The organism is Moorena sp. SIO4A1, assembly GCF_010672065.1.
Taxonomy (GTDB): domain Bacteria; phylum Cyanobacteriota; class Cyanobacteriia; order Cyanobacteriales; family Coleofasciculaceae; genus Moorena.
The window spans coordinates 92,753-109,748 of record NZ_JAAHHX010000004.1; the positions used below are offsets into that span (position 1 = coordinate 92,753).

The window sequence follows — 16,996 nt, forward strand, 5'->3', positions numbered from 1 at the left end:
AGTGTTTTATAGCAATTATCATAGCTATGAGGTAAACAATTTCTGGATTTTAGGGAGCAGGGAATCGGGAATCGGGAATCGGAACCCACCCCTAACCCCTCCCAGGAGGGGAACGGGAATCGGGAATCGGGAATCGGGAAAAAATCCTGTGTACCTCATAGGTATGAAAAACGCTATACTGAGGCAATGCCGTTTTGTTCCATATAATTCAGTAACCAGTTTGCGGCTGTAGCTCTGCGAGTTTGTCGAGGACCAAATTCCCCGATTTTATAACCTTTGAAACCTAATTTTTCTTTCAATAACTGTTTATTTTCTTTGGGGATTGAACGGGTTAGTTTTACGGTAGCAGGGCGGCTTTCTATGAAATTGGGTGGCTCGGGATAGTCTTCTTGCCATTCAGGATTAACCTCAGTTATATCCCACTGTTGCGTAGTTGAGTTATAACGATAACCTAGATAGTACCAGAGTAGTTTATTAACGGTATCGTCATCAATTTTTTCGTTTAAAATTGCCCAAATTGTATTAGTATTGAGTGGCGGTAGTTCAAACATAGTTGAAATTATAAATTAGGACTTATCAAGGATTAAGTAGATTCTAGATAAAGTTAGACTATCTAGAGTTATTCACTTCTGTGCTGGTACCTCTGGCGGAATAATGGTAATGGTTAGGGATTGAAGCTGTATGGCTATGAAAATTATAAAGCAGCCGCTGCGCTGGCAGGTGGGATTGGTTTTCTTGGCTGGTGTGTTGGCGATTTCCACATCAGCTATTTTTGCGCGATTAGCGATCGCATCCGCTGGGGTGAGTGGGGTAGGGTTTAGCCTGTTCGTAGCTGGATCTCGTCTTACTATTGCGTCTATGCTACTGTTACCAGCTTGGCCAAAGCTCAGGCAAGCTCAGCTAAGTCCAGGTGCATTACTCTATGCCAGTGGGGCTGGTGTTTGTTTAGCGCTACACTTTGTGACTTGGATTACTTCCTTGTCTTTTACTTCCATTGCCGCATCTACTACGTTACTTACCACAACTCCGATTTGGGTTGCTTTAGTTTCTTGGCTGTGGTTAAAAGAAAAACTAACTAGGCTGACGGTTTTGGGGATTGCTGTGGCCTTTGTAGGTGGTGTCTTAATTAGTTTGGGGGATGGGGTTTCTCTCAGTGGTGGGAGTAATGCTCTGTTGGGGAATTCTCTAGCATTGATGGGAGCGGTGATAGCAAGTTTGTATGTACTTTGGGGACGTGAAGCACAGCAGCGTGGTTTGAGTCTGGGTAGCTATAGTGCTTTCGCCTACAGTGTGGGGGCGTTGGTGTTGTTACTGTTATCGTTACTCTGGGGTGTCAGTTATCTCAATTATCCGGTAGCGGTTTACGTCTACATCTTGTTAATCGCAGTTTTCCCCCAAATGGTGGGACATACCAGTTTTAACTGGTTGCTACGCTGGATTAATCCTACCCTGGTGACCCTGGCTATTTTGTTTGAACCCGTTGGTGCTTGTTTTTTGGGCTATCTGATTTTTCAGGAAGTGCCAGGGGTATTGGTGCTGGTAGGTGCCGTGGTATTGTTAGTTGGGGTGGCAGTAGCGGTTTATGGATCTAATTTGAAAAGAGGTTGAAAGTCAGCTGAGGACTTATTTGCAGCAAGTGCTCTTAAACTCGAACAAGTCGTTTATACTGATAAAAGTTTAACAGTGATGGAGTTTAGCCTTCAATAAAGAGGTTTTTGACCTCAACTATCAGGTTTTAAACCTCAACTTTAAGCTAGAAAACCTAGTAGTACTAAAAAAGTATTTAATTGACTACATTATGCCAGAAGTAGGAGAAGCGAAAAAGAAATGAAAAAAATGATCAAAGCTTGTTTTGTAACGTTAGTAACCTGTATGCTAGTGCTAACGTTCAATATGAATGCCCTGGCGAGTAGTGAAACTGAGATAGAAATATGTGACTTAACTCTACATTCATTTTGTGACCGTGATCTGTTGCCGACGCAATATGTGGAACTTATTGCTACCCCTAACCATATCTCATTTCTTCTTTTGAAAAATGATGCTCCAGGAGATAGAAACGGCAAAATAGAAAATGATGATGATTATGTGACTTACAGCGCTAGCGAAATAACAACTTACTTAGCCACGTTTTCCAATAGTGAAGACATCACAAAAAGGCTGAAAATATCCAACACTGACGCTATAACAGAGTCTCCGCAGCATTGGACATTTTATCATAGACCCGCACAAGTGGTCAAATTGGTTAACGTATTTGCTGCCAATAAAAATTAATAATGTCGGGAGCATCCCATTTTGAAAAATATATCTTTTGATATGGGCATTAACATCGGGTTCATACAGCTTAATGTGGTATGTTTATTCCAAATTGGGATGCTCCCAGAAAGCCTGCAATGATTCAGTACCCTTTAAGCGTAAAGGGTTTCAGGCTATTTCGTCACCTCTTCTGAGGTCTGACATAATCTGGCAAAGTGGTATTTTTAAATTGTACGTAGTAATGTAAAAAATAAGTAGTCATAACAAGTAATTTAGATATGAGTAGCTAGAAAGGGGGATTGAGTTAAAAGCCAATTATTTTTCCTTTTCCCTTTCCCCAATGAATAGTAAACTACTTCAACAAGTCCGGGTTTTAGACCCAGTTTCTGGAATTGACCAAGTCGCTGATGTGCTGATTACTGATGGTGTAATCACGGCAGTGGAAACTCACATCAAGGAAATCTCTAGCGATACAGTGGTGCAAGATTGTCAGGGACACATTTTAGGACCAGGACTAGTAGACCTCTACAGCCATTCTGGTGCACCAGGACATGAGCAGCGGGAAACCTGGTCTTCACTACTGGCAGCAGCAGCAAATGGAGGCTTTACTCGCTTAGCCATTTTGCCTGACACTAACCCCCGCCTAGACAATGCTGCTGTTTTGGCACAACGGCAAGAACTCCAAAACTCTCCCCATCTGACCCTCCCACCTTCTTCACCTCAACTCTATTACTGGGGTGCCTTTACCATCGGGTTAGAAGGACAGCAAATGACTGAATTAGCGGAACTAGCTCTAGGGGGAGTAGTGGGCTTTACCGATGAACGTCCTTTATGTAATTTAGGGCTAGTTCGACGGTTGTTGGAATACCTACAACCCTTGGGTAAACCAGTGGCACTTTGGGCTTGTGACCCTAAGTTGGCAAATGGGGGAGTGATGCGAGAAGGTATCCAATCAATTGGTTTGGGTTTGCCAGGGAATCCTGCGATCGCAGAATCATCCGCTATCGCTGCCTTATTAGAAGTTGTAGCAACTACTGGCACGCCAGTCCATCTCATGCGTATCTCCACCAGTCGCGCTGTCCAATTGATTGAATCAGCTAAGGCAGCGGGTTTGCCAGTAACAGCCAGTACCACTTGGATGCATCTATTGCTCAATACTGAAGACTTATGCAGTTACAACTCCAATTTGCGCTTGGAACCCCCGTTGGGAAACCCAGTTGACCAAGCCGCACTGATCCGAGGTGTTCGGGAGGGGATTATTGATGCGATCGCAATTGACCATGCTCCCTACACTTATGAAGAAAAAACTGTTGCCTTTGCTGAAGCACCACCAGGAGTGATTGGTTTAGAGCTAGCCCTACCCCTGCTCTGGCATACTCTAGTCGAGACAGGGGATTGGTCAGCCTTAGAACTTTGGAAAAGTCTTAGCACAAATCCTGCTATTTGTCTACAGCAAGACCCCCCTAGCACTGCTACTGGTCAATCCGCTGAATTAGTCTTATTTAATCCTAAATCCCCTTGGACTGTTCACCAAAAAAACCTCAAATCCCTTTCTAGTAATACCCCCTGGCTAGGGCAAGAATTAATTGGTCGTGTCGTGCAAACTTGGTGTCCAGCAAGTCGAAAATATCAATAGTGAAGTACTGATACTTTATAATTCAGTTGACTGATTCAACCGTTCAGGATAACTCGGATTTGGTTTCAATTTCCCCATTCGATTTAACGGCCAAAACCGCACTACCGCACGACCGATAATTTTGTCACGAGGGACAAAGCCCCAGTGGTGAGAGTCGTAACTATTGTTACGGTTATCTCCCAGCACTAGGTATTCGTCTGGTGGTACTGTTTCTGGTCCAAAATCGTACTGTGGTGCTTCTACGATATACTTTTCCTCTATTTCTTTATCATTGATATAAACTCGCCCATTTTTAACCAAAACCTTGTCACCGGGTAACCCAATTATGCGCTTGATAAAAGCATCTTTAAAATTTTGCTCTTTCAGCCTTTCAGTGGGAGCAAATACCACAATTTCTCCTCGTTGTGGGTCTTGGAAAAAGCGATAACTTATCTTATCAATAATCAAGCGGTCGTTAATCTGTAGTGTCGGTAGCATCGATCCCGATGGGATGTATCGCGCTTCAGCCACAAACGTGCGAATCCCAAAGGCAAGAACAGCACTCAAGGTAATTGTTCTTATTCCTTCTACCCAAGCATTGTCTTTAGAAGGCTGTGTAGGTTTTTTTTCTGGTCTTTTATCTGGTACACGACTCATATCCATTCAACTACTACCGATACACAAGTTTGAGGAAATTTCAACAAATAGCTGATTGGGAAATTATCAGCAAATTTAACAGCAAATTTAACAGCAAATTTAAACGTCTGGGGTTTTCTAGCTAGATCTTAAAAATTTCAAGTTAGTAGGGGAGCCTAAATCAAGATTATGTAAAGTTTTGTGAATAAAGTCAATTTGGCAGGACAACCCTGTTTGTTTGTGCCATGGTGGTAGGTTAGCTGCGGTTGTCTGTATTTAGCTATATATCAGGTTTGTATCTACTGTATCTACCTAGACACCGAGCAGGGAAACTGTCAAATTATAACATCCTCCTATGTTGTCTGACTTTTGCTTGTTTATCCGCCATGCTCGTATTCTATTGCCCTCTGGTGAATTTTTACTGGGGGATATCCACACCTGCGGTCGAAGGATTGTTCAGGTTGCCCCAGACATCCCAGTGCCAACGGACGTTACGGCATATAAAGAAATAGACGCTCAAGGCTTAACTTTGTTGCCAGGGGTAATTGATCCCCAAGTCCATTTTCGGGAACCAGGTCTAGAACATAAAGAAGACTTATTTACTGCCAGTTGTGCCTGTGCCAAGGGTGGAGTGACGTCCTTTTTAGAGATGCCGAATACTCGTCCTCCGACGACGACCCAAGCCCCACTGGATGACAAGCTCAAACGAGCGGCAGATAAGTGCTTAGTTAATTATGGCTTTTTTATCGGCGCAACACCAGCAAATCAGCCAGATTTGCACAATGCCCAGCCGACTTGTGGGATTAAGATATTCATGGGTTCAGCTCATGGTGCACTATTGGTAGATCATGAAGCAGTGATAGAACCAATTTTTGCTGAAGGTTTTAGCGAAGGTTCTCGGAAGTACAATCGCTTAATTGCAGTACACGCTGAAGACCAAGCCAGAATTAATCAGCGGCGTAAGGAATTTGCTGGAATTACTGACCCTGCTGTTCACTCTCAGATTCAGGACAATCAAGCTGCCCTTAATGCCACCAAGTTAGCTCTGAAGTTGTCTAAAAAATATCAGCGGCGCTTGCATATCTTGCACCTATCCACGGCAGAAGAAGCTGAATTGCTTAGGGAAGACAAACCTAGCTGGGTGACGGCGGAAGTGACTCCCCAGCACCTCTTACTAAATACCGATGCTTATGCAGAGATTGGTACCCTGGCACAGATGAATCCGCCTTTGCGCTCCTGCCACGACAATGAAGTTCTTTGGCAAGCTCTACTCGATGGGGTCATTGATTTTATCGCTACAGACCATGCTCCTCACACCTTGGAGGAAAAAGCCAAAGGGTACCCCCACACTCCTTCGGGAATGCCTGGAGTAGAAACATCTCTGCCACTGATGCTGACTCAAGCCATAGAGGGACGGTGTAGTGTGGCTCAAGTATCTGACTGGATGTCTACAGCAGTTGCTAAGGCTTATGGAATTCCCAACAAAGGTGCGATCGCTCCTGGCTATGATGCGGATTTGGTACTGGTAGATTTAGAAAATTACCACCCAGTGTTACGGGAAGAACTTTTAACAAAATGCGGATGGAGTCCTTTTGAAGCTTGGAACTTAACCGGATGGCCAGTGATGACCATTGTTGGTGGTCAAGTAGTCTACGACAGAGGAAAATTGAACACAGAAGTGCGAGGTGAAGCTTTAACTTTTACCAGTTAAACAGTATAGGATTTAACTATAGGACTTAATAATAGGATTTAATAGGTAGTGGGAAAAAATTAAAGTTGACCCAAATTTTTGGTCAACCTCAATCCCACTAACCTTCACCCTACTCTACACTAGACGCCAAGGGCGAACAACCAGATAACCTATCCAACAGCCAAGTTAAATCAAACTTACCGTTACAAGTGAATTGAGCCTGACGTCCACCTTCCTGGGAATAGGTTAGTCTTAGATGTAGATAACTGGATGGCAAATAGTGTAGGCGCTCAGCCCACTCGATGGCCACAATTCCCGGAGCAACCTCAATTCCCTCCCAGTAGTGTTCTGGGTTTAATGACTCTACTTCTGAGGTGGATAAGCGGTACAAATCGAGGTGATACAGGGGGATACGTCCCTCTGTATACTCATTGATCAGAGTAAAGGTGGGACTGACAATGGCATCAGTTATGCCTAGTCCCTCACCAATACCCTGAACTAGGGTGGTTTTGCCAGCCCCTAAGTCTCCCTCCAGCAAAATGATGCTACTAGCTGGCAGAGATTTCCCCAATTCCACACCTAGCGTACGGGTTGCTTTAGCATCAGCTAGAAAAATTTTTGTCATTAGTTATTTAGCAATAGAGTACCTCGAATAATAGTTATTCTGAGTTAATATCTCAGCTTTTATTTTCCTTTAAAAATTTTCCTCACACTCACCTTATCTAAGCATGTGCTCGACTATACCATCGTAATAAAACCCGTGCCAGTCTTTCCGAATTGTGCCGCACTAAATGAGTTTCCTCATCTTCATACATGACATTGGTCGCCACAATCCGACGCCCTAATTTAGAAGTTTCTTCTCGATCCAGAAAAACTGGATGAGACTTAACTTGAGCATACTTAATCAGTGACCCAGCTGAGGGGTATTTTCGATTCACCAGTACCGCGTTAAATAGCCTTTTCCCACAGGCTTCATCAATAGTTTTAATATGGTCAGAAACACTATATCCATCAGTTTCCCCTGGCTGGGTCATGATATTACAAACGTAGATGCGGGGTATCAAGCGAGCTGCGATCGCATCGGTAATTTCTGGCACCAACAGATTGGGAATAATGCTGGTATAGAGGCTACCGGGTCCTATTATAATATAATCAGCTTCCTCAATTGCCTTGAGTGCTGCTGGTAAAGCAGGTGGATTTTCGGGAGTACAACCAATTTTTTTGATCACTCCCCGAGCATCAGTAATATTAGACTCTCCTTCGATGCGACGTCCATCAGCTAATTCAGCCCAAAGGCTGACATCAGTTAGGGTAGCTGGCAACACTCTTCCTCTCACTGCTAATACCTGAGAACTAGCAGCAACAGCTTGTTCTAGATCGCCAGTAATATCACTCATTGCGGTCAGGAAAAGGTTTCCAAAACTGTGACCGACTAAACCACTACCAGCTCGAAAACGGTATTCAAACAGTTCGGTTAACAACTTTTCTTGGTCTGCCAGTGCCGTTAAACAGTGACGAATATCCCCTGGTGGTAACACTCCAATTTCCCGTCGCAGCCGTCCACTGGAACCCCCATCATCAGCTACCGTAACAATAGCAGTGATATTAGCACTATAAACCTTTAGTCCTCTAAGTAAGCTAGAAAGACCAGTGCCACCCCCAATGACTACCATTTTCGGTCCCCGGTTTAACCGACGATGATCCATCAGCACATCAATCAGTTTTCGATCGTGGTCGGGTTTTAAAACTTCCGTAATTGATCCTACCGTCCGGGTTTGCCCCCAGAAGATGAAAAGTAGACCCAAGATCAGCGCAATTGGACCAGACACATGGTTAGGAATAATGGTGGTAATTTTCTCTAAAACTTGGGCTGTGAATTTAATGATGTAAAAAACTGGAGTTAGCTTTACCCAAATCGCTAATCCCAAACTTGTTAGCACTACACCACCAGCACTTAAAAGTATCCAACGCTTCACTAGTAATCCAGGGGCTAACCACTTAAACCAACGGTTGACCCGCTGAGGAATTCGACCTCTCGATTCATTTTGTAGGGTACGTAGAGCTCTTTTGAAAAGACTGATTGAGGACATAACTACACTGAGTATGGTAAGTACAAAAGCTGGATAGACATTGCTGGTCGAACTCCAGCACTTGACAAGGAGGCGATGCATGTAGTGAGGAACGGCTCAGGCTCCGGAAGTGCCTGTCAGATTGGTACTTTCTTTGCCTAATCAAACCTTCGTGTGAAAAGCGCGTGATTCACATAGCCGCTCACCCTTGAGGTATAGCGGTTTCCATTGATATTACTGATCAAGGTGCGCGCCTCCTAGGCCGCGAGGGATTGCTCGCGGCCTAGGGTCGCACCTCAATGGTGAATTCACCATGAAGCTGGTACTGATCACCACAGTTTCAGATAATTAGGCTAAGGTGTGATTAATACAATATCCGGTACCTAGACGTTATGATCAGAATTTACCCGTCGATATGCCGAAAGTGGTGAGGTCGGTTGAGTTCCCATTTAGGGTATGAGAGTAGTGGTGTAACCCCAAAAAATACGGGGTGAAAGAGAATAATCCCAATTAGTCAGCTACACCAGACTTTTGTGATTCCTGTGACAAGTGTAGCTGCTTACAGCTCATGACTTAATGGGGAACGCTTGCCTAGGTAATAGGGATGATAGCACTAGGGATTAGGGATGATAGCACTAGGGATTAGGGATGATAGCACTAACACCATTAACCTAATCTAGTTATTAGACTGGACAGGGATTGACTGCAGTGAGGCAGATGGAAAAGCGAATTTTGGGAATTGACCCAGGACTAGCTACTTTAGGTTTTGGGGCAATTAGTTGCCAAACAACCCAAATTAGTAAGTCAGGAAACACAAAAAGCTCCTTAGGAGTGGCAAAGCGTTCTAGCCAGTCACCAATACAGGCAACCCCTGAACCATTGCAGTTGCTAGATTTTGGCATCATCCAAACCCCTGCCAAAACTGATTACGGCTCACGACTGTGTACGATTTACGAGGATTTACACACCCTGCTGGAACACTGCCAACCGGATCTGGTGGCGATTGAAAAACTTTTTTTCTACCGTATGAGTACTACGATCTCCGTAGCTCAGGCACGGGGTGTTGTGGTGTTAGTAACAGCACAACATGAAGTTCCAATGGTAGAGTTTACACCGGGTCAGATTAAACAGGCTTTGACAGGATATGGTAATGCGGATAAATATGAGGTTCAGCAGGCTGTTATGCGGGAGTTAAACTTAGACACCATCCCCAAACCAGATGATTTAGCAGATGCCTTGGCAGTCGCATTGACCGCCTGGTTTCATATGTCTTGAACACTTTACTAGATCTGTGAACTTTATTTGTGAACTTTATTTGTGAACTTTATTTGTGAACTCTATTTGTGAACTCTATTTGTGAACTCTATTTGTGAACTCTATTTGTGAACTCTATCTGTAAATTATATCTGTAAATTATATAGCAATACTAAATCAGTTTTAAAATTGGCAAACTATTCAATCCTTGCTGGGCAAGGGTTATAGCGATTCAGCGATCGCGCAGCGTGGCCTACGGCCACAGCCGACACGATCGCGTTCGATAAGGGCACTATATTTTTGAAATCATTTAGAACTGCTATATCTGTGAACTATATCTGTAAACTATATTTGTGAACTATACCGATAGCAAAGCAATAAACTTAATCATATTTATATATGTAATATTAAAAACCAGTGTCAGCTTTCGGTGTTGCCAGTTTGACCTGAATTTTCTCTAGGTATTAAGTTAAGTTAACCCATGACAAGCAACGGTGTATTCAACCCTTGAGCAAAAATATCGACGTCTTCGCCAAGAGCTGATTGCCGGTGGGATCACTCTCGGGGGTGTATTTCTGATTGGAACTCTGTGGTATCGGGTGGTTGAAGGCTGGGGCTGGTTGGATTCAGCCTACATGACGGTAATCACGCTTTCGACAGTGGGCTATCAAGAAGTACGGCCGATGGGAGATCGGGCAAGACTATTCAGCATTTCTCTGATTTTTATGGGCATTATTAGTATCGGTTACATTGTTAACCGGTTTACAGAAGCCCTAATTCAAGGCTACTTTCAAGATGGAATTCGCATGAGGCAACAGAAGCGCTTGCTAGATAGTTTGACGAAACACTACATTTTGTGTGGGTTTGGACGGACTGGGCGTCAGATTGCTGTAGAATTTAAGGCTGAGGGAATCCCATTTGTGACAATTGACTCCCGATTGGAACAGGTTCAAGCTGTCCAGGATATGGGTTGTATTTCTGTACACGGAGATGCCACCTTGGATGAAACTCTGCTAAATGTGGGGATTGAACGGGCAATTTGTCTGGTGGCTGCCCTGCCCTCAGATGCCGAAAATCTCTATATTATCTTGTCTGCCAAAACCCTCAATCCCCGAATTCGAGCCATCGCTCGTGCTAGCTCTGAAGAAGCTGTTCAAAAATTGCAGCGAGCTGGTGCAGATGCTGTAGTTTCTCCCTACATCACTGGTGGTAGACGCTTGGCAGCTGCAGCCCTTAGACCCCAAGTCATGGATTTTGTGGATGGGATTCTAACCGGAACTGATAGCTCTTTTTATATGGAAGAGTTTCTGCTAGACCCCGAAACCTGTCCTTGCGTGGGCAAAACCCTCAGGGAAGCCCGACTGCGATCGCAAACTGGTGCTATGGTCTTAGCAATTCGCCGGGATTCCGGTCGTCTGATTGCTGGACCAGACGGTGACACTAAACTCATACCAGGAGACCTACTGATTTGTATGGGGACAGCTGATCAATTGCGTGAGCTAAACCAGATTCTCGGTCCAATCCGTTCCAATTTGCTACGACTGCCCAAGCCAAAATAGATCTTGGGCTTAGAAGGTCAGTTGATTTTTTGTTGAAGGTTGAAGGTTGAATGTTGAAGGTTTAATGTTGAATGTTGGAGGTTGAAGGTTGAAGGTTGTTCGCCTTTGGCGTCCGATTTAGGGTAGGTTGACGGTTAACTGTCAAGACATCATGTCATGTCTAGTGGTGCCCGGTAGTGTTCTTTGTCGTTGGTTTTTTTTGGGTAATTGTATGGTCAGGGAGTAATTACAATTACCAATTACCTTTTACCCAATTACCTTTTACCCAATTACCTTTTACCCAATTACCCTATCCTTTACAGTATTGATGCTGCCGGGGATGATATCAGTTTTGATCTAATTCAGTTTCAAGGTATTCACCGGCACTTCATCCCAAGACTTAACTGTGCGTAATCGGGCAACCCAACCCGCTGCTTTTTGCTGATCAGTCAAGTTATTCTGAAACGACTCGTGGCAATCCCTCGCCTGCTCTTCGTTGCAAGTGGCAATACAAGAGTATAGAAGACCCGATGGATCAATCTGCTCGTTTACCCAAATAGTCATTAGTGATTTTATTAATATAAACCGATATGTAAATTACCCTATGTCATTTTTGCCGTTGACCTGCAACTAGATGTTTAGGGTCGCAGCTGTATATACCTCGTAGTATAGCATTTGAGCAACATTAGTCAGTCGAAGCCGGATCAGTATACTCAGCTAGCTGATTGAGAGCCGTCCCAGTCACTCGACAAATTCTCCAGTCTGGCAATACTGCTGCTCCCATATGTTCATAAAATGCCATCGCAGGTTCATTCCAATCCAGTACACTCCATTCTAAACGCCCATAGCCACGCTCCACTGCTAGCTGAGCCAGGTAACTGAGTATGGCTTTACCGATACCTTGGCGGCGAAATTCCGGTAATACAAATAAATCTTCTAGATAAATTCCCGGCTTAGTTAGAAATGTGGAATAGTTGTGGAAAAACAGTGCAAATCCCACCCCTTGACCACCCTGTTCAACGATAATCGCCTCTACATAGGGTTTAGCGCCGAACAGGTGTTCTTTCAGGTCATCAGCATTGCCAGTGACAGCTTCGGAGAGTTTCTCATACTCTGCTAGTGCCTTAATCAAATTAAACAGAATCGCTACATCAGCTTCTGTGGCTGGTCTTAAGGTAAACTTACCCATAGTGCTGGCAAAGGGACAATAAAAAAGACAATTTGACTATTTATCATATCCCTTCTCTGGTAATGGGTAATGGGTAATGGGTAATGGGTAATGGGCATTGGTGACAGTTAAGCAGGCATAGCAATTTGTCAAGCCCTCTGAGTGTGGGAAAGGAGACAAATCAAGGGGAGGTTTTTTTCTCCTGGTACGAGGGGCTTTGACAACCCCCTTTTCTTGGTTCTCGAGAGCCGTTAAATAGGCCACTGGGTCAGTGGCTTTCCCTTGATGATAGGCAACTCCAAAATGATACAGTCCGCGAAAAACCATTTCTACAGAAATACACTCCATTGGTATTGATAATTCTGTTCGCGTAGCGTGGCCAAAGGCCTTAGCTACCTCATCGGATAGGTCGATTAAGACCACATAAAATAACCAAGTAGCCCACAATTGTAATTGAATACCATTGACAGAACCAGTCCACAAGTAACTCAAACCCAATAAGCGTTATTCGAGTGATAAAAGTCTCCTCAATTCGCCAGCGACGAGCGTACAAATCAGCTACGAGGTAGGGAGGTAAAACTTCAGGCTCTATCACAGAAGTTAGGTAGCGATACCATGTTGAACCATGTTTTACCACGACTTACGTAAGTTGAGAATTGGATTACCTTGATAACCTGTTCCCAACCTAATTAGTTGGTCATGATGTTGTCCAGAGTGACTCAAAGTGCGTACAGATTTATATTTTCCTTTCCCTTTGAGCCTGGTAATGAAGTCAGATTTACCCAAGATTCAACTCCTCAAAAAAGCGAAAGTTCCAAAACCCTCTATCTAAGATGAGTAGCGTTTTGGCTGGGATCAATTCTAACAAGTTGGGCACAAAGTTACTCTCATGGGTGTAAGGATTAGATTTAAACCAGGTTTCGACTGGAAAGCCTGTTTCTTCTACCACCGTACAGATTCTACCTCCTAATTGACCCAGAGGTACTGTTTCTAAACTTTTTAGCTTACGAAACAATGCCTCTAATGTCGAAGCATCCACTAGACATCTCCAAAAAACCATAACCCAGTCACAGCAAGGAAAACAAGTTTGTCAAGACCTAATTTAAAATTTAGCTTTAAGAACGAATTAATAATGGTTTGAAGACACAAAATCTAATTTTATAGGAAAAATATGGCTCATGATAACGTCAATCAATTGCTCTTAAACATCCGATTTTATTACTTCTAAAATTAGCGACCCAATTCTTAATCGCACTAATCCGCAGTTAAAAAAACTGATTTATATCGAGTTTTACGCAAACTAAATCTTTCTTGAGATATTTTAAAAAATTTTAAAACTCTAATTAAATGTTCAATAAAAATTCGATTAGATGATAAAGCTTTATTTTCGGATTTTTGAGTCTCTGTTAATTCTCCATTATTCGGTTTTTTATAGGGAGTTGTGATTTGAGTTTCTCCAATGTAAGCTTTATCCCCACTAAAAGTTTGTTGATCATTAAATTTACTCAAAGTTTTTCGACAGATTTTAATATCACTCATAGGGCCAGGTTTTCCGATTACTACATCGACAAGATCTAAGGCCGTAGGCCACGCTACGCGATCAGCCTGGTTGACTGACAAAACTATTCAACAGCATATTGGTACGTTTGTACCTTAAACTCTAGTTGATAGTGCCGTTGCTGATGTTGTTTGCGCGAAGCCATCGCAGGATAAGGGTCATGATTGCTGGAAAAACAAACCCGATGAATTAATTTCCAGCCATTCTCTAAAGATGATTTGACCCACTCCCAACCAATCCGAAAATAGCTGTTTCCTCGAAACCAGTGAGTGTCAACCCATCGACGTTTACCAGACTCTACCACCTCAACCCCTTGAGCCGTGACGTACAACGTAGCCACAGCTAGAATGAACCACAACCGAGATAAGGCTGGAACTGAGCGAATTTGAGACTTCTGCACATTCCATCCATTGGACTGGTCATCTAAAAAGTTTTCCTCAATATCAAAGCGAAACCCATATTCGGCAAAGGTTTGAAGGGTGGTATTTTCATCACTAACAATGGCCCATTATCACCATTTACATTGTTGCAACCAAAAATCAGATCAACTGGACCATACCAATATTCCTTGTGCACTCTGACATTGTGAAAGCACAAGACCTCACCCCGATTAAAATGGAAATCTTTGAGCTGATGCCAACTTTTACCTGCTCGCCAAATCCAAGTGTCCTTTTTCAGACGAATCCGGTAATGCCAACCCCATTTATTGGTCAAAGCTTTCATTAAATCGGTGTGGACAAACCCTCGATCTGCCAGTAGGATCACCTTAACCTCTTTGGGTAAAAGGTGTATCGATTGTTGGAGCATCTCCCGATAATCTTTGAATGCTACCGTTGCACTCTGATGCTTCATCACTCGCCAGCTCACTGGTAAGGCTCGTCCTCGATGCACCACTACCAATCTAACCAGACAGTACTCATCCCAAAACATCGAGGTGTCTAAACTCAAGTAAATACACCCATCTTTCCAATCCGCCAAGGCTGCTTTAATCAAAGGTTTGTACCATCGATGGACATTGATTCGGGCATTATGCAGCCAACGGTGCATTCGGCGTTGTTTGCTTTGAGCATATTGGCCACGACACGGGATGTAGGGAATCCATCGGGGCAAATTCACTTCCCCTGTCTGAATCAGGGCTGCCACCATCCATAAACAGGTGGTTAGGTGGCTCAGGTGTGCCCACTCACAGGGTTGACTTATCCATGTCTTCAAGGCATTGTAGAGTCGGGAGTTTTTTTTCATCGCATTCCTAGGATTTGAGTGGTATCTGTCCTGAGGATGCGGGGAAACACTCCCTTTAGTCAAGTCTTGCTCTTACAAGTCTGGTAAGTATTTGAGCCATTTTCAACCTAACTTTTGTCAGTCAATCAGCGCGATCAGCTTTTGGTAAAACAATAAATTGATTTTTAAAAGTATGTATTTTTTGCTTTTATGAATAATATTTTTTTTGCTATTGATAATCATAATGTCTTTCAATAGACTGCTCAGTACTGTCTAAAATCAATTCATCATTATCTAATTGTTCAATAATTTTTTATTCTTTTTGAAACTTTTTTACTTGTGATAATCAACTGGTAGGTAAGTCGTTTTCACAATTTTTTTGCCAATAAGTAAAAATATTATGAGCCGTTGATTCACTGATTTTAAAAATAAGTCCTAAAAGTTGAAAGCTCAAATGATACCTTAAATAAATTAACATTAAAACGATTTGCTCTGACTCTAATAGTTTAGGATGATTTCCTCCTCCTGCTTGATTGATTCTAATTTTAGTTTTCTCAATTTCTTCTTGCTTTCTTTTATTGAGAAGCTTACCTAGTTCAATTAATTGCTATAATTGTTGATAATCAATACCTAATAGTCTTTTGGTTTGTTTAGGGTTTTTCTGGATATAGTTCCAAGTATATTTTTCCATTTATTTTTTTGGATCGAACAATATTTACTTATTATAGTCTATTTTTTGGAATTTGATTATATTATGGAAATGTCTACTATCCACAAACGTTCAAAATACTTTCTCGCTCTTTTAACGCTTACCGGACTTTCTCTGTTTCTTTGCTGCCAACGTTGGTTTAACAAAACTAGTAAGTCTTTTAGTACTCTTTGAAACAATGATGCTGGAAAGGTTAAGAATCTTTGAGATAGGGCTTGTTGAGACACTTTCACTGCCTTCGCCCACAGCAAGTTTTCCCTTGCTAGCATTCGATTGAGCTCTGTTACTGATGGTACTTGCCGACCCAGTAAACTCAATACCACTGCCAGCATCTATGGGTTACTCAATATCCTGCAAATCATGTCTAATGAGCGGTAGTAGGCTAGTTGATTGTACACGCAAGGTTTGACTAAATCTTCTAGTTGTTGAGCTATGACAATGTTCATCTATATTGGGCTGGTTTCGCGGTCTGGTGTGGTCTCTAATACTTTTTTGGCGGGGGAGCCATTCTCTTTTTACCTTTGTAACCACCGATACTTCAGTTAGTCTACGGTTCGCGAGCCGCATATGCTGGTGCTCGAAGCGATCGCACAGTTTGGGGTTAGCGATCGCACAGTTTGGGGTTAGCGATCGCACAGTTTGGGGTTAGCGATCGCACTGAATAGTTTACCTAGTACAGGATACAGCAATTTCTGGAAAGTACTTGACAAATTGCTCTTTTGCTTAACTTGTCACCAATGCCCATTCCCCATTCCCCATTCCCCATTCCCCATTCCCCATTCCCCATTCCCTAGATTTAGTACTAATGTTGCTGCATAAGTGACATGCTCCCGTCCGTCATCGCTTTGGACTCTCCAGAATCATCTGGGTTGGAGATAGAGGCATTATACTAAATCCGGTTGTCATACCCCATTAAAAAAATGCTTAAATAGAAGCTAGCCAATGATAGAAAGTTAAATTTATAATTTCTTCTTTCATCTCACTCAAAACCTGACAACGTTTTACTAACAATTCTTCGATTTCATCAATCGTCTCAAAACAATTATTTACTAAAGGTTCATCCCCTAATTTTCACAGTATTTCTGCTGGTTGTAATTCTGGAGAGTATGGGGGCAAAAACTCTAGTTTAATTCCTGAAGTAATTTTTACCTTCTTACTCCGATGCCATCCAGCATTATCTTCTACTAACAACACTTTTTTTTTGGAGAAATGCCCACATCTTCGGGAGCATCCCATTTTGGAAAAAAGGAAAAACTTATTCGCGAGTTATGCTCGCGAATAATAA

At 42.7% G+C, this 16,996-nt stretch carries 22 protein-coding genes; 6 read left to right on the plus strand and 16 right to left on the minus strand.

Annotated features, from left to right (window positions below; genetic code table 11):
• Nucleotides 1-24: 24 nt before the first annotated feature.
• Nucleotides 25-159 carry a hypothetical protein gene (locus tag F6K53_RS04280; RefSeq protein WP_293026577.1) on the minus strand — a complete coding sequence of 45 codons (135 nt, stop codon included), beginning with the start codon at nucleotides 157-159 and terminating at the stop codon, nucleotides 25-27.
• 14 nt (nucleotides 160-173) lie between these two features.
• The gene (locus F6K53_RS04285; protein WP_075895885.1) at nucleotides 174-551 is read right to left on the minus strand and encodes a DUF1823 family protein; all 378 of its coding nucleotides are present in this window, start codon (nucleotides 549-551) and stop codon (nucleotides 174-176) included.
• Nucleotides 552-681: 130 nt separating this feature from the next.
• On the opposite strand from F6K53_RS04285, the gene F6K53_RS04290 reads away from it, so the two are divergent.
• The 3 genes from F6K53_RS04290 to F6K53_RS04300 all read left to right on the plus strand — a co-directional run bounded on the left by F6K53_RS04290 (nucleotide 682) and on the right by F6K53_RS04300 (nucleotide 3,889).
• Nucleotides 682-1,608: a DMT family transporter gene (locus F6K53_RS04290; protein WP_364302291.1), complete on the plus strand. Its 927-nt coding sequence runs from the start codon at nucleotides 682-684 to the stop codon at nucleotides 1,606-1,608.
• A 219-nt stretch (nucleotides 1,609-1,827) separates the two neighbouring features.
• Nucleotides 1,828-2,271, plus strand: coding sequence for a hypothetical protein (locus F6K53_RS04295; protein WP_293067354.1), 444 nt, complete (start codon nucleotides 1,828-1,830; stop codon nucleotides 2,269-2,271).
• 322 nt (nucleotides 2,272-2,593) lie between these two features.
• Entirely contained in the window at nucleotides 2,594-3,889 is a 1,296-nt protein-coding gene (locus F6K53_RS04300; protein WP_293067351.1) for a dihydroorotase, read from the plus strand.
• A gap of 15 nt (nucleotides 3,890-3,904) precedes the next feature.
• On the opposite strand, the gene lepB is transcribed toward F6K53_RS04300, so the two are convergent.
• The gene (lepB, locus tag F6K53_RS04305; protein ID WP_293067348.1) at nucleotides 3,905-4,525 is read right to left on the minus strand and encodes a signal peptidase I; all 621 of its coding nucleotides are present in this window, start codon (nucleotides 4,523-4,525) and stop codon (nucleotides 3,905-3,907) included.
• 334 nt (nucleotides 4,526-4,859) lie between these two features.
• Here lepB and F6K53_RS04310 point away from each other — a divergent pair, with 334 nt between their 5' ends.
• The gene (locus tag F6K53_RS04310) at nucleotides 4,860-6,215 is read left to right on the plus strand and encodes a dihydroorotase (protein WP_293067345.1); all 1,356 of its coding nucleotides are present in this window, start codon (nucleotides 4,860-4,862) and stop codon (nucleotides 6,213-6,215) included.
• Nucleotides 6,216-6,324: 109 nt separating this feature from the next.
• Here F6K53_RS04310 and tsaE read toward each other — a convergent pair whose 3' ends face one another.
• Both tsaE and F6K53_RS04320 read right to left on the minus strand, forming a co-directional pair.
• Nucleotides 6,325-6,819, minus strand: coding sequence for a tRNA (adenosine(37)-N6)-threonylcarbamoyltransferase complex ATPase subunit type 1 TsaE (gene tsaE, locus F6K53_RS04315; protein ID WP_293067342.1), 495 nt, complete (start codon nucleotides 6,817-6,819; stop codon nucleotides 6,325-6,327).
• A gap of 97 nt (nucleotides 6,820-6,916) precedes the next feature.
• Nucleotides 6,917-8,284, minus strand: coding sequence for a gluconeogenesis factor YvcK family protein (locus F6K53_RS04320; RefSeq protein WP_293067340.1), 1,368 nt, complete (start codon nucleotides 8,282-8,284; stop codon nucleotides 6,917-6,919).
• Between the two features lie 696 nt (nucleotides 8,285-8,980).
• Between F6K53_RS04320 and ruvC the strand changes: the two genes are divergently transcribed.
• Complete coding sequence (gene ruvC / locus F6K53_RS04325; protein ID WP_293026596.1) at nucleotides 8,981-9,538, plus strand: crossover junction endodeoxyribonuclease RuvC; 558 nt, start codon at nucleotides 8,981-8,983, stop codon at nucleotides 9,536-9,538.
• Between the two features lie 473 nt (nucleotides 9,539-10,011).
• The gene (locus tag F6K53_RS04330; protein ID WP_293041434.1) at nucleotides 10,012-11,076 is read left to right on the plus strand and encodes a TrkA family potassium uptake protein; all 1,065 of its coding nucleotides are present in this window, start codon (nucleotides 10,012-10,014) and stop codon (nucleotides 11,074-11,076) included.
• Nucleotides 11,077-11,412: 336 nt separating this feature from the next.
• On the opposite strand, the gene F6K53_RS04335 is transcribed toward F6K53_RS04330, so the two are convergent.
• From F6K53_RS04335 to F6K53_RS04385, 11 genes are all read right to left on the minus strand, one after another.
• Nucleotides 11,413-11,619 (minus strand): glycogen debranching protein, encoded by a 207-nt coding sequence (locus F6K53_RS04335; RefSeq protein ID WP_070390789.1) that lies wholly within the window; start codon nucleotides 11,617-11,619, stop codon nucleotides 11,413-11,415.
• Between the two features lie 121 nt (nucleotides 11,620-11,740).
• Nucleotides 11,741-12,244: a GNAT family N-acetyltransferase gene (locus F6K53_RS04340; RefSeq protein WP_293026600.1), complete on the minus strand. Its 504-nt coding sequence runs from the start codon at nucleotides 12,242-12,244 to the stop codon at nucleotides 11,741-11,743.
• Between the two features lie 36 nt (nucleotides 12,245-12,280).
• Nucleotides 12,281-12,715 carry a hypothetical protein gene (locus tag F6K53_RS04345; RefSeq protein ID WP_293041431.1) on the minus strand — a complete coding sequence of 145 codons (435 nt, stop codon included), beginning with the start codon at nucleotides 12,713-12,715 and terminating at the stop codon, nucleotides 12,281-12,283.
• Nucleotides 12,716-13,001: 286 nt separating this feature from the next.
• Complete coding sequence (locus F6K53_RS04350) at nucleotides 13,002-13,262, minus strand: hypothetical protein (protein WP_293026609.1); 261 nt, start codon at nucleotides 13,260-13,262, stop codon at nucleotides 13,002-13,004.
• Nucleotides 13,263-13,477: 215 nt separating this feature from the next.
• Entirely contained in the window at nucleotides 13,478-13,843 is a 366-nt protein-coding gene (locus tag F6K53_RS04355; protein ID WP_293026611.1) for a transposase family protein, read from the minus strand.
• A gap of 2 nt (nucleotides 13,844-13,845) precedes the next feature.
• Nucleotides 13,846-14,181: a hypothetical protein gene (locus F6K53_RS04360; protein WP_293067330.1), complete on the minus strand. Its 336-nt coding sequence runs from the start codon at nucleotides 14,179-14,181 to the stop codon at nucleotides 13,846-13,848.
• Between the two features lie 23 nt (nucleotides 14,182-14,204).
• A complete protein-coding gene (locus F6K53_RS04365; RefSeq protein WP_293067327.1) occupies nucleotides 14,205-15,023 on the minus strand; it encodes a hypothetical protein in 819 nt (272 codons plus the stop codon).
• Nucleotides 15,024-15,348: 325 nt separating this feature from the next.
• Nucleotides 15,349-15,603 (minus strand): transposase family protein, encoded by a 255-nt coding sequence (locus F6K53_RS04370; RefSeq protein ID WP_365940319.1) that lies wholly within the window; start codon nucleotides 15,601-15,603, stop codon nucleotides 15,349-15,351.
• 146 nt (nucleotides 15,604-15,749) lie between these two features.
• Nucleotides 15,750-16,043, minus strand: coding sequence for a hypothetical protein (locus F6K53_RS04375; RefSeq protein WP_293026617.1), 294 nt, complete (start codon nucleotides 16,041-16,043; stop codon nucleotides 15,750-15,752).
• A gap of 7 nt (nucleotides 16,044-16,050) precedes the next feature.
• Complete coding sequence (locus tag F6K53_RS04380) at nucleotides 16,051-16,347, minus strand: hypothetical protein (RefSeq protein ID WP_293067324.1); 297 nt, start codon at nucleotides 16,345-16,347, stop codon at nucleotides 16,051-16,053.
• A 435-nt stretch (nucleotides 16,348-16,782) separates the two neighbouring features.
• Nucleotides 16,783-16,947 carry a transposase gene (locus tag F6K53_RS04385; RefSeq protein WP_293079961.1) on the minus strand — a complete coding sequence of 55 codons (165 nt, stop codon included), beginning with the start codon at nucleotides 16,945-16,947 and terminating at the stop codon, nucleotides 16,783-16,785.
• Nucleotides 16,948-16,996 lie beyond the last annotated feature (49 nt).